This is a genomic window from Ruminococcus sp. AF20-12LB, assembly GCF_003478985.1.
In the GTDB taxonomy this organism is placed as follows: domain Bacteria; phylum Bacillota; class Clostridia; order Lachnospirales; family Lachnospiraceae; genus Blautia_A.
Genome location: NZ_QUGH01000010.1, coordinates 152,248 through 172,271, shown reverse-complemented (window position 1 = coordinate 172,271; position 20,024 = coordinate 152,248). Strand labels below are relative to the sequence as shown.

At 43.4% G+C, this 20,024-nt stretch carries 20 protein-coding genes, 1 tRNA gene and 1 riboswitch; of the genes, 2 read left to right on the top strand and 19 right to left on the bottom strand.

Annotation, left to right across the window (positions count from 1 at the left end):
* Window positions 1-272 precede the first annotated feature (272 nt).
* The 12 genes from DWX61_RS13525 to DWX61_RS13470 form a co-directional block, all read right to left on the bottom strand.
* Window positions 273-360: transfer RNA gene (locus DWX61_RS13525), tRNA-Ser, on the bottom strand.
* Between the two features lie 297 nt (window positions 361-657).
* Window positions 658-1,371: a TraX family protein gene (locus DWX61_RS13520; RefSeq protein WP_021885873.1), complete on the bottom strand. Its 714-nt coding sequence runs from the start codon at window positions 1,369-1,371 to the stop codon at window positions 658-660.
* A 500-nt stretch (window positions 1,372-1,871) separates the two neighbouring features.
* Complete coding sequence (locus DWX61_RS13515) at window positions 1,872-3,557, bottom strand: sulfate adenylyltransferase subunit 1 (RefSeq protein ID WP_118625791.1); 1,686 nt, start codon at window positions 3,555-3,557, stop codon at window positions 1,872-1,874.
* Between the two features lies 1 nt (window position 3,558).
* Complete coding sequence (gene cysD / locus DWX61_RS13510; RefSeq protein ID WP_502696298.1) at window positions 3,559-4,473, bottom strand: sulfate adenylyltransferase subunit CysD; 915 nt, start codon at window positions 4,471-4,473, stop codon at window positions 3,559-3,561.
* Window positions 4,474-4,517: 44 nt separating this feature from the next.
* Complete coding sequence (locus DWX61_RS13505) at window positions 4,518-4,829, bottom strand: 4Fe-4S dicluster domain-containing protein (RefSeq protein ID WP_015526617.1); 312 nt, start codon at window positions 4,827-4,829, stop codon at window positions 4,518-4,520.
* Window positions 4,813-6,519, bottom strand: coding sequence for an adenylyl-sulfate reductase subunit alpha (locus tag DWX61_RS13500; RefSeq protein ID WP_118625787.1), 1,707 nt, complete (start codon window positions 6,517-6,519; stop codon window positions 4,813-4,815). The genes DWX61_RS13505 and DWX61_RS13500 overlap by 17 nt, the downstream gene beginning before the upstream one ends.
* A 5-nt stretch (window positions 6,520-6,524) precedes the next feature.
* Complete coding sequence (locus DWX61_RS13495; protein WP_118625785.1) at window positions 6,525-6,941, bottom strand: M67 family metallopeptidase; 417 nt, start codon at window positions 6,939-6,941, stop codon at window positions 6,525-6,527.
* A gap of 37 nt (window positions 6,942-6,978) precedes the next feature.
* The gene (gene thiF / locus DWX61_RS13490) at window positions 6,979-7,785 is read right to left on the bottom strand and encodes a thiazole biosynthesis adenylyltransferase ThiF (RefSeq protein WP_015526615.1); all 807 of its coding nucleotides are present in this window, start codon (window positions 7,783-7,785) and stop codon (window positions 6,979-6,981) included.
* On the bottom strand, window positions 7,785-7,994 hold the full coding sequence (gene thiS / locus DWX61_RS13485) for a sulfur carrier protein ThiS (protein ID WP_021650460.1): 210 nt from the start codon (window positions 7,992-7,994) through the stop codon (window positions 7,785-7,787). Before thiS (DWX61_RS13485) ends, thiF begins: the two co-directional genes overlap by 1 nt.
* A gap of 12 nt (window positions 7,995-8,006) precedes the next feature.
* Window positions 8,007-8,252 (bottom strand): sulfurtransferase TusA family protein, encoded by a 246-nt coding sequence (locus DWX61_RS13480; RefSeq protein WP_015526613.1) that lies wholly within the window; start codon window positions 8,250-8,252, stop codon window positions 8,007-8,009.
* Complete coding sequence (locus DWX61_RS13475; RefSeq protein ID WP_118625783.1) at window positions 8,245-9,108, bottom strand: ferredoxin-like domain-containing protein; 864 nt, start codon at window positions 9,106-9,108, stop codon at window positions 8,245-8,247. The genes DWX61_RS13480 and DWX61_RS13475 overlap by 8 nt, the downstream gene beginning before the upstream one ends.
* 62 nt (window positions 9,109-9,170) lie before the next feature.
* Window positions 9,171-10,436 (bottom strand): O-acetylhomoserine aminocarboxypropyltransferase/cysteine synthase family protein, encoded by a 1,266-nt coding sequence (locus DWX61_RS13470; RefSeq protein WP_330637566.1) that lies wholly within the window; start codon window positions 10,434-10,436, stop codon window positions 9,171-9,173.
* A 166-nt stretch (window positions 10,437-10,602) separates the two neighbouring features.
* Here DWX61_RS13470 and DWX61_RS13465 point away from each other — a divergent pair, with 166 nt between their 5' ends.
* The gene (locus DWX61_RS13465; protein WP_244791616.1) at window positions 10,603-11,010 is read left to right on the top strand and encodes a hypothetical protein; all 408 of its coding nucleotides are present in this window, start codon (window positions 10,603-10,605) and stop codon (window positions 11,008-11,010) included.
* 144 nt (window positions 11,011-11,154) lie between these two features.
* On the opposite strand, the gene DWX61_RS13460 is transcribed toward DWX61_RS13465, so the two are convergent.
* The 5 genes from DWX61_RS13460 to DWX61_RS13435 all read right to left on the bottom strand — a co-directional run bounded on the left by DWX61_RS13460 (window position 11,155) and on the right by DWX61_RS13435 (window position 16,846).
* Window positions 11,155-12,168 (bottom strand): sulfate ABC transporter substrate-binding protein, encoded by a 1,014-nt coding sequence (locus DWX61_RS13460; protein WP_118625779.1) that lies wholly within the window; start codon window positions 12,166-12,168, stop codon window positions 11,155-11,157.
* A 526-nt stretch (window positions 12,169-12,694) separates the two neighbouring features.
* Window positions 12,695-13,858 (bottom strand): 2-iminoacetate synthase ThiH, encoded by a 1,164-nt coding sequence (gene thiH / locus DWX61_RS13450; RefSeq protein ID WP_353652878.1) that lies wholly within the window; start codon window positions 13,856-13,858, stop codon window positions 12,695-12,697.
* A 271-nt stretch (window positions 13,859-14,129) separates the two neighbouring features.
* The gene (locus tag DWX61_RS13445) at window positions 14,130-14,915 is read right to left on the bottom strand and encodes a thiazole synthase (RefSeq protein ID WP_118170203.1); all 786 of its coding nucleotides are present in this window, start codon (window positions 14,913-14,915) and stop codon (window positions 14,130-14,132) included.
* Window positions 14,916-15,094: 179 nt separating this feature from the next.
* On the bottom strand, window positions 15,095-15,298 hold the full coding sequence (thiS, locus tag DWX61_RS13440) for a sulfur carrier protein ThiS (protein WP_118515991.1): 204 nt from the start codon (window positions 15,296-15,298) through the stop codon (window positions 15,095-15,097).
* 261 nt (window positions 15,299-15,559) lie between these two features.
* Window positions 15,560-15,667: riboswitch (TPP riboswitch) on the bottom strand.
* 57 nt (window positions 15,668-15,724) lie between these two features.
* Window positions 15,725-16,846: an Ig-like domain-containing protein gene (locus DWX61_RS13435; protein ID WP_182434007.1), complete on the bottom strand. Its 1,122-nt coding sequence runs from the start codon at window positions 16,844-16,846 to the stop codon at window positions 15,725-15,727.
* Between the two features lie 359 nt (window positions 16,847-17,205).
* Here DWX61_RS13435 and DWX61_RS19365 point away from each other — a divergent pair, with 359 nt between their 5' ends.
* Complete coding sequence (locus DWX61_RS19365) at window positions 17,206-17,523, top strand: transposase (RefSeq protein WP_244791639.1); 318 nt, start codon at window positions 17,206-17,208, stop codon at window positions 17,521-17,523.
* A gap of 154 nt (window positions 17,524-17,677) precedes the next feature.
* On the opposite strand, the gene DWX61_RS13425 is transcribed toward DWX61_RS19365, so the two are convergent.
* Together DWX61_RS13425 and DWX61_RS13420 are read right to left on the bottom strand one after the other, a co-directional pair.
* Window positions 17,678-18,610 (bottom strand): serine hydrolase domain-containing protein, encoded by a 933-nt coding sequence (locus tag DWX61_RS13425; RefSeq protein WP_182434006.1) that lies wholly within the window; start codon window positions 18,608-18,610, stop codon window positions 17,678-17,680.
* Window positions 18,611-18,615: 5 nt separating this feature from the next.
* Window positions 18,616-19,962 (bottom strand): APC family permease, encoded by a 1,347-nt coding sequence (locus DWX61_RS13420; protein WP_118515994.1) that lies wholly within the window; start codon window positions 19,960-19,962, stop codon window positions 18,616-18,618.
* Between the last annotated feature and the right edge of the window lie 62 nt (window positions 19,963-20,024).

Sequence of the window (20,024 nt, the reverse complement as noted above, 5' to 3'; positions counted from 1 at the left end):
GTTTAAACCGTTCTTTAAATGTAAAGAAATTTTCGAGAATCGTATGTGTTTCACTGTTTAGTTATCAAGGTTTGTTGCGTCTGTCTCTCAGACAGCTCATTTATTTTATCTCATCTCAAATCGTTTGTCAAGTACTTTTTTCAACTTTTTTCAAACTCTTTTTTGATGAATCTCTGTCTCGTTGACAGCTTGTTTACTTTATCATGTCTGCAAGCATTTGTCAACAAGTTTTTTTCATTTTTTTGAAAAATTTATTTTTTTCAAAAAAATAACGGAGAAGGAGGGATTTGAACCCTCGCGCCGCGTTAGCGACCTATACCCTTAGCAGGGGCACCTCTTCGGCCTCTTGAGTACTTCTCCAGACTCCGAACTTATAATTTCTTATTAAATTGGAGCGCATTTCTTCTGTGTTTCATCCGAAACGCATGGTTAATTATAGCTGAACGTACTATAATTTGTCAACACTTTTTTTATTTTTTTTACATTAATTTTATTCTACTATGATAGATATGGAATCGAACAAGAGATATACTGTAGTGTTAATGGCTTTACAGCCTTTAGATCCATTAGAAAAGGGGCTGTGAAATAACAGTCATCTACGCAAAAAGAGGACTTTTCGTTCATTTTAAAAGAAAAGTCCTTTTTAAAATTTCATATTCAAATCTTAAGACACATTCTTATAATTCCTAAAATCAGCAAATGTACTGGATAAAAAAGATAATTAAACCACTTATTCTGTTTTCCACGTTCTCCATTATAAGTAAGTGTCAGGCCAAATCCAAGCAAAGCCCATGGTTCTTTGAACATGGAAAGATAGGAAAATGGAATCGCAAGTGCCTGTCGGTCATGAAAAATATAATAGAAATATCCAATCAGCACCGCATGGTGTTCATAATCTAATCCTAGATTCATTGCAGCAAAGCACAATACTGCCACAATGAGAAATGATACGAAATACCATAAAGCTTTCGGCAATGCTGCCATCTTTTCCTTGAGTACATCAATCAGCCAGATCATGGCAAGCACCAAGGCTAACGTAAACATAATATTGTTCCAGTTGGCTTCAAAAAATGTAGCTGTTGTACACATATCAAAAGGAATTTCTGATATTACTCCAAATACAAGAAGTGTAATTAAATACTTCCATTTATTTTTTGTGTGGAAATAGCCTTCCACGAGAAGGAAGATGAATATTGGAAATGCGATTCTTCCTAAAATATCAAAAAAGTCACTCAACCGATTCAATGCTCCTCCATCCAAATTCGGATAGATTAACGCTTTGTTTGTGTGATCGATAAGCATAGATAGAAAAGCAATGTATTTAAGCTGTGCCCCTGAAAATATTTTTATTCTTTCTTTTATATTGTTCATAAAAAATAGTCCTTTTTTTTAATTTCTTCAATTACATTCACTTATTGGGTCATCTTTACCCACCCCACTGGATATGGCGAAAAGGAACCGTTGAATAGTAGGAAGCTAAGATTGTGATAACTCTATATTACTATAGTTGTTTTGAAAAAACTATATAAAAGAAGAGTTTATGAAGCATAAAGCTTTAAAGAAAATCGAAGGAGGAAAGTCCACTCAAAGAGTGAATATACAAAAATAAAAGATTAAGGTGCAGAAACTTTATCTGGAATTGTTGGAGAAATTGCAGTAGCATACAGGTTACTGTTCACTCCCGTGTCAATCACTTCGCTGATTGACACGGAGGATGCATGTTTTGGCTTGAATGCATCTCGCCCCATCGCCAAAGGCGATTTAAAATGGCGAGATGCGTTGCTGGTCGCACATCGTGTGAACAGTAACGCATACAGCGAAAACAGAGGCTGAAATGAAGAGCTGGATGCAAATGAAAGATATATTTTTTATCAGATCATCCAGAAATTATCTGTGCAGACAATCTTTCTGTATGTCTCAAACTTGAACCACTTATTATGGAACTCTGACTTATTATCAGTTGATTTAAACTCATCCAGGAACTGCTGGTAATCGGCATCGCTGCGGATTTCGAGGGCAAAGCCTCTCTCATCCACAACAGGAAGTCCCATAAAGGCATACTTGTCTAACGTAATAATATCCAGTACCTTTTTATCACGGATCAGAACAGCCGCATTATCCTCCAGAGAAACAATATCAAAATAGCCCGGATACTCAAAGCTGTCACCCTCAACAGGCACCACGTCCCCTACATGGTAAGTCTTAACCTCTTTATCCGCCTTGGAAAGCAGCGCATTCTCAAGGTTAAAATAAAACTCCTCAAAAACATAACCGCCAACCTTCACATCATCCTTCTGGAAATAAGGCTTCTCCCCCTCAGTATCAACCGATTCCACAACACCACATGCAGAAGTCATATGACTCACACGGTCGATCAGGATCAGCTCACCAAGAGTCTTATTCCTCTTAAACTCATCCAGCACAACCTTATCAGAAAGACCGATTTTGCAAAGAGCGATCTCATTCTTCTCAATCGTATCCGCATGCAGATGCTCCCCGGTATTTACATCCGTCTTAAACTCAATACTCTTAACCACACCTGCGATCTTCTTGGTACCAAGCTTCACAAGATACTCCTTGCCCACTTCAAGCCTGGAATCATCCATCCATAGAAGAGTAGCCTCAAATCCCTTTGCAACAGGAATCTCATTATTATTGGTAAGAACACATCCACGGCTTACATCAACCTCTTTATCCAGCTGGATCGTAACAGCCTGGCCGGCAACAGCCTCCTCACGATCATCACTACCCACCAGGATCGTCTTAACAGCCGCTGTCTCGTTGCTTGGGAGCGTTGTGATGATATCGCCTACATGAACCCGGCCACTCTCGATCTGGCCCTGGAAACCGCGAAATTCATGGTTTGGACGGGAAACACGCTGAACAGGAAGATAAAATTCGCTGACATTCTCAGCCTCTGAAACATCCACAGTCTCAAGATGCTCCAAAAGAGCTTTACCCGTATACCAGGGCATATTCGGAGACTTCTTCGTTACGTTATCACCCTCTGTAGCACTGACAGGAATAATCACAACATCCTGAAGCCCCAGAGTCTCAGAAAGCTCATTGATATCCTTTACAATCTCATTAAAACGACTCTCACTGTAATCAACAAGATCCATTTTGTTAACAGCAAATACAAAATGATGGATACCCATCAGAGCGCAGATACGTGCATGACGCCTTGTCTGAACCAGAACCCTCTGCTTCGCATCCACAAGAATAATGGAAAGCTGAGCAAAGGAAGCTCCAACCGCCATGTTCCTTGTGTACTCCTCATGTCCGGGAGTATCCGCAACGATAAAACTTCTTTTATCGGTTGTAAAATAACGATACGCAACATCAATGGTGATTCCCTGCTCACGTTCTGCCATCAGGCCATCCAGAAGAAGAGAATAATCAATGGCACCACCTCTGGAACCTACCTTGCTGTCCAGAAGAAGGGCTTTTTCCTGGTCCGCATATAAAAGCTTGGAATCATAAAGAATATGACCGATCAGTGTAGATTTTCCATCATCCACACTTCCGCAAGTGATAAATTTCAGTAATCCGCTCATCCTAGAAGTACCCCTCTCTCTTTCTTTTTTCCATGCTTGCAGCTCCGCCGTCGGAATCAATAACACGTGTGGTTCTCTCAGATTCCACAGAGCTTAAAGTCTCGTCAATGATCTCGTCCAGTGTCTCCGCGTCAGACTCGATACCACCTGTCAGAGGATAGCATCCGAGAGTACGGAAACGCACCTTTTTCATCTGCGGCTCCTCACCCGGGTTCAGGCGCATCCTGTCGTCATCCACCATGATAATATTTCCGTCTCTGTATACAACCGGACGCTCTTTTGCAAAATAAAGAGGAACGATCGGGATATTTTCTCTCTTAATGTACTGCCAGATATCAGTCTCAGTCCAGTTGGAAATCGGGAAAACACGGATGCTTTCGCCTTTATTGATCTCCGTATTATAAAGCTTCCACATCTCCGGACGCTGGTTCTTCGGATCCCATGCCTGCTCTGCGTTACGGAAGGAGAAGATACGCTCTTTTGCACGGCTTTTCTCCTCGTCACGACGACCGCCGCCAAAAGCAGCTGTAAAACCATATTTCTTAAGAGCCTGCTTCAGAGCCTGCGTTTTCATGATATCTGTGTATGCGGAGCCACTGTCAAAAGGATTGATTCCCTGCTTCACACCATCCTGATTAATGTACTCAAGCATTTCGATCCCCAGATCCTTCGCGGTTTTGTCACGGAACTCAATCATCTCTCTAAATTTCCATGTCGTATTTACGTGAAGAAACGGGAATGGCGGTTTCTCAGGATAAAAAGCCTTCATTGCAAGATGAAGCATTACAGAACTGTCTTTTCCTATAGAATAAAGCATTACCGGCTTCTCGCACTCTGCTGCAACTTCACGGATGATATAAATTGCCTCTGCTTCCAGCTCATCCAAATGTGATAATCCACTCATATCTGATCTCATCCTCCTGTTCCGGCCGCCAGAACCGGCAGCACTTATCTTCTGGTCTAATATTTATTCGAATTCCGTCGATCCACATCGATCACGGATGTAGAACCGTCCGTTTTTGTAATGATCCAGTGAAGGATATCCCCTTCGCTTTTTACATTCATGATACTTCCGTTACCGCCGATATCTGCACCAAGGAAAAAGTCGATGGCACCGGCTTTACATTCCTTTACACAGGAAACGCAGCCCCAGCAGTTTTTCGGATATTTCATCACGGCTTTTTTGTCTTCCATGACGATCAGGGTTCCCGGACATACTTCACTGCATTTTCTGCAGCCAACACATTTTTTCTGATCAATTCGTATGCTCATATGTGTCCTCCTTTACAATGTCACGGAAAATTATCCTGATATCGCCGTTTTCCAGTTTCGAATTTACATATTTATAAAATTTCTCATCTGTTTCCGGATGATCCAGATTTTCGTTAAAAGAATGCCATCTGGTCTCTTTGCGGTTTTTCAGATGAGCGATCAGTGAACGGCACACAATGAGACGCTCACGAAGTTCATATGCAAACATCAGCTCATGCATATCTGCTGCCGCTGTTTTTTCGGCAAGAGCCTGAAGCTGAACGATTTTTTCATCTGCAAGAGCAAGCTGCTTCTCATTAAACTGATAATTAGAAGCAATTCCTCCCGCATATTCATCCATGACTTTCTGCATAGCCTCTTCCAGCTCTTCCACGGAAAATGCCGGTGCGTCTTCATTTCGGAACTTTTCGTACTGGGAAAGAATCTCCTCTTCCTGAACCTTGATCTCTGTCTCAGTCTGAACATCTGCTTCCTTCAGAGTTCCGGCCTTAAACTGTTTCACCATATCCAATGCTGCAAGCTTTCCTTCTGCAAGAGCTCCTGTTACATATTTCTGCGGGCATCCGCCTGCAACATCACCTGCTGCATATAGTCCCTTTACCGTAGTTTCACGGCCTGTATTTACCCAGTAACCGCTGGCTGTATGACCGCCTACGATATATGGCTCTGTTCCCTGGATCTCCACATCCTGCTCGCTGGGGTTCTTTCCGCTTTCGATCCATTTCAGAGTCTGGCTCGGTGCCATGTTGAGATAAGCCTTCAGAAGATCTTCATCCTGTTCCTTCGTGATCCCTGTAGTCTTCAGGTAACACGGGCCGTGGCCAAGCTGATTTTCCCGAACTGTTCCGTAAACTCTCTCGCTTGTGGTCAGTCCGTATTTTGTCTCATAGATCTCGCCAGCTGCATTGATCTGTTTTGCGCCGACACCCTGTGCGATGGTTCCCGTAGGAGCAATGGTATCCTTGCAGCGAAGTGCGATAAAACGCATCTCAAAGGACGTCATCTCCGCACCTGCCAGAATTCCCATTGCGTATCCGGCACCTGTGTTAAACGGCGGATACCACATCTTATGCCTGGAAAATCCGGGATTGTTTGGTTTATAAAGTCCGGCCGCTCCGCCTGTTGCAGCAAGAACTGCCTTTGCCCGGATAATGTATGCGGTTTCTTCCATAATAGAGAAACCAACCGCTCCGTAAACCTGTCCGTCTTTTACAAGAAGGTCTGTGATATTTACATAATTCAGAACGTCTACGTTCTCAGCTTTATGAACTGCATCAGCAAGAAGAGGTTTAAAATTTTCGCCATTGATCTTGATATTACGGTTTCCTCTGGCTACATAATCACCATTTTCATCCTTCAGGATCACAAGCCCAAGCTTCTCCATTTTTGCGGTAACTTCGTTGAAATTCTCCGCTGCTGTAAGAAGAAGGTCCTGCCTTACGATACCGGCGGCATCCTTTGTGGCATAATCTACATAATCCTGCGGCTTGCGGCCTTTTACAATGTAGGCATTGATTGCATTAACACCTGCTGCCAGACAGCCGCTTCGTCTGATATTTGCTTTTTCTGCGATCAGTACTCTGCCGGCTTTCTGTTCTGAGAGAACCAGCGCCGCATAGCAGCCTGCAGTACCTCCGCCTATGATCAGCACGTCTGTTGTAATTTCCTTTGTGTTTAATCTGTTTTTCATACTCATCACTCTGTTATCTGAAGCTCATGTACAGTTACATTTTTCTCTTTATCTACGCCAAAAGCCTTCAACACCGGATTTTCTGCATCCATAAGGGAGAGGATCAGATATTCGATGTTCGGGTCAAATGCAAGTCGTTTATCTTCTTCGGAAGGCCTTGACGGAGACTCCGGATGAGAATGAAAGTTTCCGATCATCTGATATCCGTTCTGACGGATATCTTTGATCGCGCTCAGCTGTTCCTTCGGGTCCATGGAAAAGTGTTCGTTGCTTTCATCGATATTTGTCAGCAGATACACCTTCTCGATGGTTTTTACATCGCCCTCAATGTTCCCTCCCAGAAGGCCGCAGGACTCATTGGGAAGTCCTTTTCTGCAGTGGTCTAATATTTTCTCGTAATCTTCTTTTTTTAATTTCAGCATTTCTTCGCAGCCTCCAATGGATTTCTATACTTAATTTTCAGTGTTTCAATTCACACACAGCCTGCTCATAATCGATCAGTTCTGTGATCGTCGGATCATCGCCGCATACCGGGCAATGATGATTCTTCGGAAGCTTCACAGTACGGAAGGTCATCTTCAGTGCATCGTAGGTGAGAAGTCTTCCTGTAAGGAGATCGCCCTGTCCGATGATATACTTGATAGCTTCCATTGCCTGAAGGCTTCCGATCACTCCGCCCATAGCTCCGATCACGCCAGCCTGCTTACAGGTCGGTACGGCATCCTTAGGCGGCGGGCTCTGAAATGCACATCTGTAGCATGGGCCCTGTCCCGGAACGTAAGTCATCAGCTGTCCCTGGAAACGGATGATTCCTGCATGTGAAAACGGTTTCTCAGCCATTACACAGGCATCGTTGATCAGGAATTTTGCAGGAAAGTTGTCTGTTCCGTCAAGAATGAAATCGTAATCTTTGATCAGATCCATGATGTTGCTGGAATCTACAAAGGTATGATATGTATTTACAGTAACGTCCGGGTTGATTGCTTTCATGGTCTCAGCCGCAGACTCTACCTTCAGTTTGCCTACATCTGCAGTTGTGTGGATGACCTGTCGCTGAAGATTGGAAAGATCCACCTCATCTGCATCCGCGATCCCGATTGTTCCCACACCTGCTGCTGCAAGGTAGAGGGCTGCCGGTGCTCCAAGTCCGCCGGCTCCGATGATCAGAACCTTTGCATTCAGAAGCTTTTTCTGACCTTTTACTCCGACCTCTTTCAGGATGATATGGCGGGAGTACCGCTCAAGCTGCTCATTTGTAAAAGCCATTATCTTGCGCCTCCTCCCATGTAGTACAGGAACTCAACAACATCGCCGTCCTTTACCTCTGTCTCCGGAACGTCTGCCTTACTGATGAATTCATCGTTGATAGTTACGGTTACATACTCAGGACTTTCGATATCCTCTTTCTCAATAAGCTCTGTAAGCTTCAGTCCGTCTTCGTATTCCTTTTTATTTCCTGCAACTGTGATTGTCATTTCTCTGTTCTCCTATTCTTCAACTTTTCTTACGATCAGTGTATAAGTTCCGTCTTCGTTGTCCTCGAGTTTCAGGATCTGATGTCCTTCTTCCTTCACGCTTCTCGGCACATTCTGTACCGGCTCGCCATCGTTCATTTTGATCGCCAGGATCTGTCCGTCATCCAGCTCCTCAAGTGCTACTTTTGCTTTTACAAAGGTTACCGGGCAAACTACATCGGTAATATCTACTGTATCATCAATCTTAATATCAGCCATTGTATGCTCCTTTCAAAACTTTCTGAAGTTTTTCAGCACCTACCCGGTCGATGGTAAATTTAAAACGCTCTCCCGGATTTGCATGATCCTCAAAGAACCGGATCGCTGCATCGGTCACTCTGAAAAGCTGCTCCTCAGAGGTGATCAGCGGAAGGAATTCCTGTCCCCTGCTGATGTGATTTCCAAACGTTCCTCCAAAGGAAACGATATATGCTTCGTTTACATCCCATACATCCACAGGACAGGATTTTGCACATCTGCCACAGTAGTTACATTTCTCTGTATCGATCACCAGCTTGTCATCCTCAAAGGAGATGGCGTTTTCTCTGCAGGCCTTTTCGCAGACGCCGCAGTGGATACATGCATCCTCTTTCCAGCTGACCTCAGCTGCTCCCTTGATCCCTACATCATTCTCCTCTGCCTTCAGACAGTTGTTCTGACATCCGGTAACACCGAATTTAAATTTATGAGGAAGCTCTCTTCCGAAATATCTCTCATTTAATTTCACCGCAATGTCATAGCTGTTGATATTTCCGCTTGGACAGACAGCGTTGCCCTGGCAGGCTGTAACTGTACGGACTCTCGGTCCGCAGACACCAGGCTTGCATCCGCCTTTTGCAAGATCATCCTTTACATCATCAATATCATCTAATTTAATGAACGGGATCTCAACTCCCTGTCTGGAAGTAAGATGTACATATCCGTCACCGTATTTCTCAGCTACCTCTGCGATCTTCTTAAGGTTTTCTGCGGTAAGTGTACCGCCTACACAGGCAAGACGAAGGGAAAAATTATTTTTCTGCTTCTGTCTCATGAAACCACCTTTTTTTAATGTAGCGTAATCTACTTTTGCCATAACGAACTCTCCATTTCTCTGCTGGTGCAACTCCTGGTACATCGTTTTCGGTGTACCATATTTTATCGGTTATTTTCTATCGCTTGTTTGAAATCTTCTTTTAAATCTTCAATATCTTCAATTCCCACACTGATACGGATCAGATCCTCGAATACTCCGGACTGCTGCTTCTCTTCATCGGAGATGTGTGCCGCAATGGTGGATTCCGGATGAATCACCAGGGTCTTCGTATCTCCGATATTGGAGATGATCAGCGGGATCTTCAATGAATTAATAATGGAAAAAGCCTTCTCCTTGCTTCCGGTTCTTACGGTTACGATAGCTCCGTAGCCATTCTTAAACTGCTTTTCCGCAATTTCGTGATAAGAGCTTTCTTCCAGTCCCGGATAATTTACTTCAATGTCATCACCCAGGCCCTGTAAAAATCTCGCAAGCTCCAGTGCATTATCACACTGTCTCTGCATTCGAAGTCCCAGAGTTTCCAGTCCCAGGTTATTAAGGAAAGCATTCTGCGGAGCAAGACACGCGCCAGTGTTCCGGAAAAGTCCGTTTCTAAGCTTGGCGATGTATGCAAATGGTCCGAATTTCCGGTATGGAGCAAGTCCCGGATATCGGTCAGGGTCCCATTTCAGACCCTTACCACAGACAAGAATGCCGCTGATCGCATCACTGCTTCCATTAATATATTTGGAAGAGGAATGAACCACAATGTCAGCTCCAAGCTTCAGTGGCTGGATCAGATACGGTGTTGCCACGGTGTTGTCTACGATCAGCGGTACGTCATACTTATGTGCCACTTCTGCAACTGCCTGGATATCGGTAACGTCCAGCTTGGGGTTTCCGATGGTCTCCGCAAAAACAATTCTCGTCTTCTCTGTGATCTCTGCCTCAAAAGCTTCCGGCTTATTCTCTTTCACATATTTTACGGAAATCCCGAAAGGCTTCAGATCATCGAACAGTTCCACGGTTCCGCCGTACAGTCCGCAGGCTGCCACGATCTCGTCTCCCGCCTGAAGAATGTTCAGAAACGCATTGGTCAGCGCTGCCATTCCGGATGCACAGGCCACACTTCCGATCCCATCCTCCAGCATGGTCACTCTCTTCTCAAAGGACTCTACCGTAGGATTGTTGATCCTTGTATAGGAGAAGCCCATTTTTTTATTGTCAAAAATTTTCTCCAGGTCTTCCGCACTGTCATGTCGGAATGCGCTGCTCTGATAGATTGGAACCTGTGTGGCTCCCTGCGGATATTTCTCATTAGTGCCGTGGAGCAGTCCTGTATTAAAGCCGTATTCGTTCATAGCCTCTTCCCTTTCTTTTGTTGACACTTATATTAACCTACTATTCATAGTATGTCAATAGGAAAACTGTATTAAATGTATTTTTTTGTGTACACAACTATATGACAGCATGATACAATTATAGCAGTTACGATAATTACAGCACCAAAAGAAAGATGCCCGCAGGCATACAAACCTGCATTAAGAACAGGAGGTGATCCCTATCAATATAAACCCGAAACTCCGGAATATTTCTCATTCTTTATTCAGTCCCACCCTTGATTTCCGCGTCCGGCTGTTCAACATCCTCGCCCTGGGAGGTACTGTAATCAGCCTGATCATGACCTTTCTCAGTCTCGGGACCGGTTCCTGGGAAAATGTACTAATCAATTTTGCGCTGGTTGCAGTCTCCGGAGGACTTTTTCTTTATTCCTATTACAGTGGAAAATATCAGCGCAGCTACCTGATCACCATTGTCGTGATCTTTCTGATCGTTTTTCCGGTGATGTTTTTTACCAGCGGCGGTTATCGTGGCGGCATGCCGGCATGCCTGATCCACCTTGTGATTCACATTGCCCCCTCTGCCGTTATTTTGCAGACCGGAAAATCCATAGCTGCATGAGATGTTGACAGTTGCTATATATCAGGTACAGATTTTCCAGTCGCAAAAGGCACATCATATTTACATAAAAGAAGCTGCAGACTCTGTTTTTCCACTGTTCTGCAGCTTCTTTGTGTTATTCCGTCCGACTATAGCTTCTGCTGTCTATCCTTCGTAAATCTGATCAAAAATCCCTCCATCTGAGAAATGTGTTTCCTGTGCCTTTTTCCATCCACCGAAATCATCAATGGTGACAAGATTGATGTTCAGGTCAAAGACATCGGAGTACTCTTTCAGGATATCCTGATTGGATGGGCGGTAATAATTATCCCCTGCAATCCACTGTGCTTCATCGGAATAGAGATAATTCAGATATTCCTCTGCCACATCCCTGGTGCCTCTTTTGTCTACGACTTTATCGACTACTGCTACAGACGGCTGTGCAAGGATGCTGATGCTTGGTGTTACGATCTCGTAGTCGTCCGGATAATCTTTTACGGAAAGATAGGCTTCATTTTCCCAGGCGATCAGTACATCACCCTGTCCGTTTTCCACGAAAGAGGTCGTTGCGCCTCTGGCTCCGGTGTCCAGGACAAGTACGTTTTTGTAAAGGTCTCCGATGAATTCTTTAATTTTGTCCTCGTCTCCGTTATATTTATCTTTTGCATAGGCCCAGGCTGCCAGATAGTTCCATCTTGCTCCGCCGGAGGTTTTCGGGTTTGGTGTGATCACACCTACGTCTTTCTTTACCAGATCGTCCCAGTCTTTGATGTTCTTCGGATTTCCTTTTCTCACAAGAAATACAATAGTCGAAGTGTAGGGAGAGCTGTCCTCCGGAAATTCATCCACCCATCCGTCATCGATGAGTCCTGCATCCTGGATCGCATCCACATCATACTCCAGTGCCAGTGTTACCACATCTGCTTCCAGTCCGTTGGAAACCTCAAGTGCCTGCTTGCCGGAACCGCCATGGGACTGTGTGATCTCCACATCCTGGCCTGTTTTTTCCTTCCAGTGCTTCTGGAAGATTTTGTTGTACTGCTCGTAAAGCTCTCTGGTCGGATCATAAGATACATTGGTGATGCTGACACTGTCCGCCGCATAGGTGGTTACGCCTGTAAGGCTTCCAATTGTTGCTATTGCTGCAAGAACTGCTGCTGATTTCCATCTTCTTTTCATAATACTTACCCCCTGTGTTTTGCCTCGTGTTTTGTTGTTGGGGCTATTATAAACATGAGTAAGTCCATAAGAAAACTATTAGATTGGAAACCGTTTTCAGGAGTTTTCGAAAATATGGCTGTTTATGCTAGTTTCACAGATTTTTGTATTTGATTCCACCTGATATTATGTTGTTTTTGTTGATTTTTGCATCGTATTTTATTGTTCCCGGAGTATATGTGAAAACGTCATCAGTCTTATAATTTCCGTGTTTTTCGGGAATTTTGCCAAAGTATATCTTGTTTTTGCGGGATGTTTTCCTTCATCTGTGAAATTTTGGGTCAGTGTCAGACGGATATTTACGATCGAAGCAGTGAACTTTCCTGAAACGCCCCGAAAGAACCTTCCGGGGCATGTAACATTCGTTTTTCCGAAACAGTTATCCACACTCACCCTGAAAAATCGCTCTTCCGGGCGGATGGTTTTCCACATATTCCACAGAAGTTATCCTCTGTTGTCTGTGCGATCCGATTTCGTCGCCTTCATCTCACAGATAAATATAATCATTCATCACCGGCTGCAGGCCATGGTCTTTCAGGGCGTTAAAGACTTCGTCCACGGATCTTCCGTCTGAGATTTCAAACTGATCATCACCTTTATCCTCGATATCATCCACATGGCTTCCGATTCCTGTGCTGACACCTGCAGAGATCTTGGTTGCTGCAATATTTACCAGATTGTCACGGACACGCTCGCACTCTCTGGTGGATACGGTAATACTTGCAAACGGCATAAACAGACGATATGCACAGACTACCTGCAAAAGCTGTGGTTCGTGGACATCCTTCGGGTTGATCCGGTCATTATTGATGATCGGACGAAGTCTCGGGCAGGAAAAAGCGATCTCTGCATGTGGATATTTTCTCTGCAGAAGATATGCATGATATCCCGTTGCAAAAGCATCCTTGCGGAAATCATCCAGTCCCAAAAGTGCCGCAAAGCCAACACCTCGCATGCCGCCCTTCAGTGCACGCTCCTGTGTATTTAACCTGTATGGAAAAATCCTCTTGTGACCTGCAAGATGCAGGGTTTCGTATTTATCGGAATTATAGGTTTCCTGGAAAACTGTCACATAATCTGCGCCGCATTTATGAAGATATGCGTACTCATCAGAATTCATCGGATACACCTCAAGACCGACTACCTTGAAATATTTTCGGGCAATCTCACAGGCCTTTCCGATATATTCTACATTAGATTTCGTTTTGCTCTCTCCGGTAAGGATCAGGATCTCCTGGAGTCCGGTTTCTGCAATAGCTGCCATCTCCTTCTCGATCTCGTCTGCATTCAGCTGTGCACGGCGGATCTTGTTGTGGCAGTTAAATCCACAGTAAATACAGTAGTTCTCACAGTAATTTGCAATGTAGATCGGTGTAAACATGCAGATACTGTTTCCGAAATGTTTCCTTGTTTCGATCCGTGCAGCCTGTGCGATTTCTTCCAGAAGAGGTAGTGCTGCCGGTGAAAGCAATGCTTTAAAATCCTCCGGTGTACGGTTGTCATGAGCAAGCGCTCTCCGTACATCTGCCTCTGTGTACTTATCATAATCATATGCGTTCATTGCGGAAATAACCTGATCCATTACATCAGATTCTTCCAGCTGTTCCATATCCGGAAGGTACTTCATGTGATCGATACGGTTCTTTTTCATATCTTCCAGAATTTCTTCATTTACGATACTTTCATTAAAATGGCCGTCCTGCTGACTGGCCTGTATTGTTTCTGCCATTGTTGCTGTGTCTCTCCTCTCGTACTTTTATTATTTTCAAATTTGTAATATTTCAGTATCTGTTTTTAGCCATTTGTTTTCTTTTCTGCTCTGGTTAATCTGTATCAAGTGAATATTCGTAATCCGCTTTCACTACACAGATTTCCCCTTAATAACCGTATATTTCCGAATCTTTCAATATACTGTCATTATTTTACTCATGCAAAAATCCGGTCAGCGGTGAGGACGCGCTTGCACCTCTCTCCAGAGTTCTTCCCATGCCGGAAAGGTATGCGCTTCTTCCTGCCTCAATAGCTTTCTTAAATGCCTCTGCCATAACGCGGACATCTCCTGCTGTTGCAATAGCCGTATTTGCCATAACTGCTGCAGCACCCATTTCCATAGCCTCACATGCCTGTGATGGACGGCCGATTCCTGCGTCCACGATGATCGGAAGATCGATCTCATCGATAAGGATCTGGATGAATTCTTTTGTACAGATTCCCTTGTTGGAACCTATTGGAGAGCCAAGTGGCATTACACAGGCAGCTCCTGCGTTCACCAGATCTCTGGCTGCATTCAGATCCGGATACATGTATGGCATAACTACAAAGCCCTCTTTTGCAAGGATTTCTGTTGCCTTGATGGTCTCATAGTTATCCGGAAGAAGATATTTGGAGTCATGGATAACTTCAATCTTTACAAAATCTCCGCAGCCAAGCTCGCGGGAAAGCCTTGCAATGCGTACTGCTTCCTGAGCATTTCTGGCTCCTGAGGTGTTCGGAAGAAGCGTAACATCCTTCGGCACATAGTCAAGAATATTGGCAAGTCCGCCCTCATTTGCACGGCGCAGGGCAAGTGTTACGATCTGAGTTCCTGCTTTTTCGATACATGCTTTTACAAGCTCCAGAGAAAATTTTCCGGAACCAAGGATAAAACGGGAAGTAAACTCATGGCCTCCCAGGATCAGTTTGTCTTCATTTGTGTTTGCTGTTGTCATTTTTTATGTCCACCTTTCTGTTATTTATCTGCATTGTATTTCAGCTGCAATAACTGCTCAGTTATTCAAATTTCAAGTCAGCAGTTATCTGCGATTCTGCCCATCCCACAGCCGGATATTCCTGCCCATCTTCAGACTTCTGAACAGGATTTTCTGTATCCATTCTTATTCTTTCTGTCTCAGCAGCTTCCGCCGCCCATAAACTGCAGGATTTCCACAACGTCTCCGTCTTTCAGCACGGTCGTGTCGTAAGTCTCTCTCTTGATGATCTCTTCATTCAGTTCTACTACCACCTGCACCGGAACATAGTTACATGCTTCCAGATATTCCGTTACGGTCACCGGAGCTTCCAGGGTTCTGCTCTCACCGTTTACTGTGATCATGTTCTCTCCTTTCCGGAAATTTCGCCAAGTCAGAAGTAATTCGCAATCTCTTCCGGTCAATCGGATATTCGCGATCCGTAAAAAAAGAGTTCACAAAGAAATACACCCGTGGTGGTGCACCCCTTCATGAACTCTGTTCACTCTCAAAATTTCCCATGTTTAATTGTAAAATATTTCTCTGTAAATCCTGATCTTACGTATATTCAGTCGGATAAAACATCCGCATCCAATAAAAAAGGAGATACGCCAAGGTATCTCCCGTAAATTCATCTTATACGTTCCTACGTTGGCATTATCCAAATCAGGTATAAGGGTCGAAGTTGAAGACTTCCTCTCAGCCTGCCGTCACAAGCTCCCCCGTTATTTACATGATTTAGTATAATTCCGATCCTGCTTCATGTCAAGAATAATAAATTTTTGTCTTATTTATAATTTATAAGCAGTGAATCCCAGATCATTCATTGTCAGGTTTAAATTCTTTTTCAGATAAGCATTTGCTGCTATCATTGTCGCTTTCATCATAATGTTGGAAGTATCCTGCAGATCTGTCATCGCTTTTTTTCCGTTTGTATACAGGAAAGTCAGATTCTGACCTTTATAAGCAGATGCTTTTGTGGAAGAAGTCAGCAGCACAAAGACTCCATCCGAAGACAGGGCGGACTTCACACTGACCGTATCAGATTTCACACAGTTTCCGATAATATCCAGTCCGGCAAGTACTCCATCGGAAGGCACAGAAATCAGCATTCCAATATCTATCTTATCTTCTTTCTTCAGATAACCGATTATCAGAGTACTTTCTTCATTTACTTTGACATTTATAAACTGACTTCCGTCTTCGGTATATCTGCCTTTCTGACTGATATATTTTTTCAGTTTGGCATAATTCTGCGTCAGTTTTGCGTTAGCCGATGCAGGATTTTTTACAGTAACCTTGCAGGTGAATTTTCTGCCGCCAAGGATCGCTGTGATATTCGCTGTTCCTGTTTTTACTGCGGTGACCTTTCCGGCTGAAGTTACACTGACAACCTTTGTGTTGCTGCTCTTCCATGACGGTTTCAGACTGGTGCCGTTGATCTTCAGTGTATAAGTTTTTTTCGGTGTCAGTGTCAGGCTGGTCTTATTCAGGGTAAGAGAATTCAGCCCTGCGATCGCTGTCAGGCCTTTTTTATTATAACCGCTCCAGATTATATTTTTTCCGGATTTCCGGTAAGCTTTTACCGTATAAGTATAACGTGCTCCGGTGCTTACTTTTGTGTCGGTAAATGTAACATTCTTACTTCCTGTGATGGTTTTTACTGCTTTCCATCCGCTGTTTCCGGTCTTGCGGTATACACGGTATCCGGCTGTTCCTTTTACCTGTTTCCAGCTGAAAATGATCTTATTCTTTCCGACGATCTTAATAGAAGACATGGCCGGCGCTGCTACAGTTACTGCCGCCTGTACTTCTGCCACGCTGATCAGCTCCGGAACCGCAGCTGGTGTCGCCGTCGCAAGCATAAAACCTGTCAAAATGCCACATAAAGCTTTTTTCCAATTTCTTTTCATACGCTTTTTTCCTTTCTGCTTTGTGGTGTATCTGGATTTCCTAACAAATATAGTATACATTATAAAAAATATTCCTGCTATGATATTTTTCGCCAAATCGGAGCTTTCGGTGAAATTCGGCAGTTTTTACAATGGCATAAAAAGGGGCTGTAAAAAAACATAGCCAACAAAAAGATCTTTGAAACCGAGCACGTCGATCTGCAGCACTTATATATAGATGGATCAAAATTTGAAGCAACTGCAAACAAGTATTCCTGGGTATGGAAAAAAGCAACTGAAAAATCCAGGTACCGTTCAGATATGGACTGTTTTATTCCTCTCATGAAAAAATTTCATGAGACCTATGGCTTTTATCCAAAATATCCTGTAGCGGACGTCCTTATGCAGAGAAATACAAAAAGGTCAAAGGAAACCGTACAGTACGGGTCAATCAGGAGTTGACGGTAATGCACCAGGAAGTGATCCGTAATCTGGAAAGTATTCAGGGAGCATTGCTTAGAATGAATCGTTCCATCCAGGCGGAAGGAACTTTTGGAATCATGAAAAATGACCGGTGGTACAAAAGAATGAAAGTAAAAACAGCCGCACAATTTCAAAAACAACCGAATTTATGGGGAGAGGGGAAAGTATGCTCTGAATCTCTCCTCAATTCTACGATTTGTCCTAAAAGAGCATAAAAAGGAGCGTGCTCCAAAATGATTTCTCATTTTTTCACACGCCCTTTTTTCAGTGCCCTTGTAAAATCAAGGGTTTCTGCCACTTTATTTTTATTTAACTGTCGAAGATGGGATTAGCTTATGCTTTCCCCACGGATTTGTCAACCAGAATATATTACAATTCCGGAACCACTGTAGTCCATAGATGATTTCCTATTTTCTGGAAATCCCCCTCCAGAGACATTACAGTTACTACTGCATCCTTGTCAGGAAACGCCAGACAGAACTGACCATAATTTCCATCGGATCGATAGGAACCGGCTTCCGGATTCATTACAAACTGATATCCATATCCAAAACCGGAATATAGATTTCCCGAACTTCCTGCCGCTGAATTGTCTACAAGATTGGAAGTCGCAACTTTCATATATTCTTCCGGCACCAACTGTTTTCCATTATATTTTCCTTTATGAAGAATCATCTGTCCATATCTGGTGAACTCATCAATATTTACATAAAGACCATTCGCCGCATGTACATGACCTTTCGGGCACAAAGTCCAGTCCGGATTTCCAATTCCCAATGGTTCAAAAAATCGATTTCTCAGATATTCCAGAAGATTGACACCCGCACGTTTCTCAATAGCACAGCTGATCATATAGGTATTGAAATTACTGTACAGCCACTGAGTTCCTGGTTTATTTACAACCTTCGCATTTTCAAAGAAATATCTGATCCAGTCCGGCGTTGTATAACGTTCCGGCCAGTCACAGAAAAATAGCGAGCTTTCCAGACCGGTAGTCATTGTCAGCATATTTTCCAGAGTCACATCACCAAGATATCCTTCTGCTTTCTCCGGAGCATATTCCGGAAAAATATCAACGATCTTCTCATCCAGATGAATCAATCCCTCATCCAGTGCAATTCCCACTGCACAGGATACCACGCCTTTGCATGCAGACCAGGTATTCAAACGGGTTTTCACCGGCATTCTCTTATATTCTGCCGTTAACTGTCCTTCACGCCATATCTGCGCATACATAACATTGAGATTTTCTTTTAAAGTTTTGATAGCAAATTCATTGATCAGGTTTTGGTCTTTATTCATAAACATTAATCCTCCCACACACTTGTTTCCATCTTTACATCAGGACTTGCACTTCTAAACCATCCGTAAGCCATGCATACTACAATGGCTATCAGGCTGATGATTACTACCGGAAGTTTCAGGCTTCTGCAGGAATTGATAAAAATGCAGATATATGCGAGCAGGCTCAAACAGCAGAGGAAATAATATTTTCCGTTAGAAATATGCATTGGTGATTTTTCCCAAGCTTCCGCATGTTTCTTTGGGAGCTGAAAATATGCGTAAATCTGTAAAAATGCCAGAGCAGATGCCAGAAGCATAATATTATTTACAACATCACTGATAGAAAAATCCAGTAATACCGGTAAAATTCCCATGAGATAAGTAAATGTCATCAGTTTCCAGTAAGCACCGCGTCCATTTTGTGCTGCCCAAGATTTCGGAAGCCATCCATCTTTACAGGACTGAGCAACCGGAATACAGTTATTGGAAATTGTAGAGTTAATAGAAGATGAAAGTGCAAGCACCGGACCACCGATCATAAATACTGTAAAAAGAGCCGGATTTAAAATATTTTTAGCTACCAGAGTAAGTGGCTGTCCTGCCACCTGATCCAATGGAAGCACACCACTGGCTACAAGTGCAACACCACCATATACAACCATTAGTGTCGGTACGCAGTACAGAAGTGCCTTTGGAATATCCTTATGTGCATCCTTCGCCTGTTTACCATAATTCATGATACAGGAGTAACCGTTTGTTGAATATACATATAGCAGGATTGCTGAGAAAAATCCAGATGGTCCGTTTGAAAAAAAGTCTGGTGCTGTAAAGTCAAATACCGGATTTTTCAGCTGCAGAACACCAAGAATAATAAACAGCCCCAGTGCGACAAACAGTAAAATAACCAGGATTTTCTGAACTTTCGCCATTACATCCACGCCGCAGAGATTAATTACAAAGAATACACTCAATGCCGCGATACCAAACCATTTCGCATTGATTTGCGGCCAAAGGGAATTGGCATACATACCGATGGCAACACCATAAGTCGCAAGGTTAATCGTCTGTGGTAAAAATCCAACCGCATACATACCGGCTACTCGTTTGCCGGCCATATCTCCTACCAGAGAATAAAAGCCCCCTCCAAGTTTCAGTGTGGATGTGATCCACGGGATCGGTGCGATCATCATAAATCCCCAGATACATGCAGCTACATACGCCAGCCACGCTGACTGTCCTGTCAGCAAAATCGCCGGACCGATTAATGTCAGAACTCCCGAACCAATTGCCTGTCCTACACCAATCGTATAAAGATCACTTCGTTTCAGATAACCTGTTTTTTCTTTTACTTCCTTTGCTGTTGATAACATAAAAGCCCCCCTTTTCATATAAGTTCCAATGTCGATAGTGTATTTAATTCTTTTTCTGACGT

What these genes read in the sequence shown, in the direction of transcription:
- DWX61_RS13520 (WP_021885873.1), bottom strand. Translation starts at nt 1,371, where the DNA reads ATGAACAATATAAAAGAAAGAATAAAAATATTTTCAGGGGCACAGCTT.
- DWX61_RS13515 (WP_118625791.1), bottom strand. Translation starts at nt 3,557, where the DNA reads ATGAGCGGATTACTGAAATTTATCACTTGCGGAAGTGTGGATGATGGA.
- cysD (WP_502696298.1), bottom strand. Translation starts at nt 4,473, where the DNA reads ATGAGATCAGATATGAGTGGATTATCACATTTGGATGAGCTGGAAGCA.
- DWX61_RS13505 (WP_015526617.1), bottom strand. Translation starts at nt 4,829, where the DNA reads ATGAGCATACGAATTGATCAGAAAAAATGTGTTGGCTGCAGAAAATGC.
- DWX61_RS13500 (WP_118625787.1), bottom strand. Translation starts at nt 6,519, where the DNA reads ATGAAAAACAGATTAAACACAAAGGAAATTACAACAGACGTGCTGATC.
- DWX61_RS13495 (WP_118625785.1), bottom strand. Translation starts at nt 6,941, where the DNA reads ATGCTGAAATTAAAAAAAGAAGATTACGAGAAAATATTAGACCACTGC.
- thiF (WP_015526615.1), bottom strand. Translation starts at nt 7,785, where the DNA reads ATGGCTTTTACAAATGAGCAGCTTGAGCGGTACTCCCGCCATATCATC.
- thiS (WP_021650460.1), bottom strand. Translation starts at nt 7,994, where the DNA reads ATGACAATCACAGTTGCAGGAAATAAAAAGGAATACGAAGACGGACTG.
- DWX61_RS13480 (WP_015526613.1), bottom strand. Translation starts at nt 8,252, where the DNA reads ATGGCTGATATTAAGATTGATGATACAGTAGATATTACCGATGTAGTT.
- DWX61_RS13475 (WP_118625783.1), bottom strand. Translation starts at nt 9,108, where the DNA reads ATGGCAAAAGTAGATTACGCTACATTAAAAAAAGGTGGTTTCATGAGA.
- DWX61_RS13460 (WP_118625779.1), bottom strand. Translation starts at nt 12,168, where the DNA reads ATGAAAAGAAGATGGAAATCAGCAGCAGTTCTTGCAGCAATAGCAACA.
- thiH (WP_353652878.1), bottom strand. Translation starts at nt 13,858, where the DNA reads ATGAAAAAGAACCGTATCGATCACATGAAGTACCTTCCGGATATGGAA.
- DWX61_RS13445 (WP_118170203.1), bottom strand. Translation starts at nt 14,915, where the DNA reads ATGACAACAGCAAACACAAATGAAGACAAACTGATCCTGGGAGGCCAT.
- thiS (WP_118515991.1), bottom strand. Translation starts at nt 15,298, where the DNA reads ATGATCACAGTAAACGGTGAGAGCAGAACCCTGGAAGCTCCGGTGACC.
- DWX61_RS13435 (WP_182434007.1), bottom strand. Translation starts at nt 16,846, where the DNA reads ATGAAAAGAAATTGGAAAAAAGCTTTATGTGGCATTTTGACAGGTTTT.
- DWX61_RS13425 (WP_182434006.1), bottom strand. Translation starts at nt 18,610, where the DNA reads ATGAATAAAGACCAAAACCTGATCAATGAATTTGCTATCAAAACTTTA.
- DWX61_RS13420 (WP_118515994.1), bottom strand. Translation starts at nt 19,962, where the DNA reads ATGTTATCAACAGCAAAGGAAGTAAAAGAAAAAACAGGTTATCTGAAA.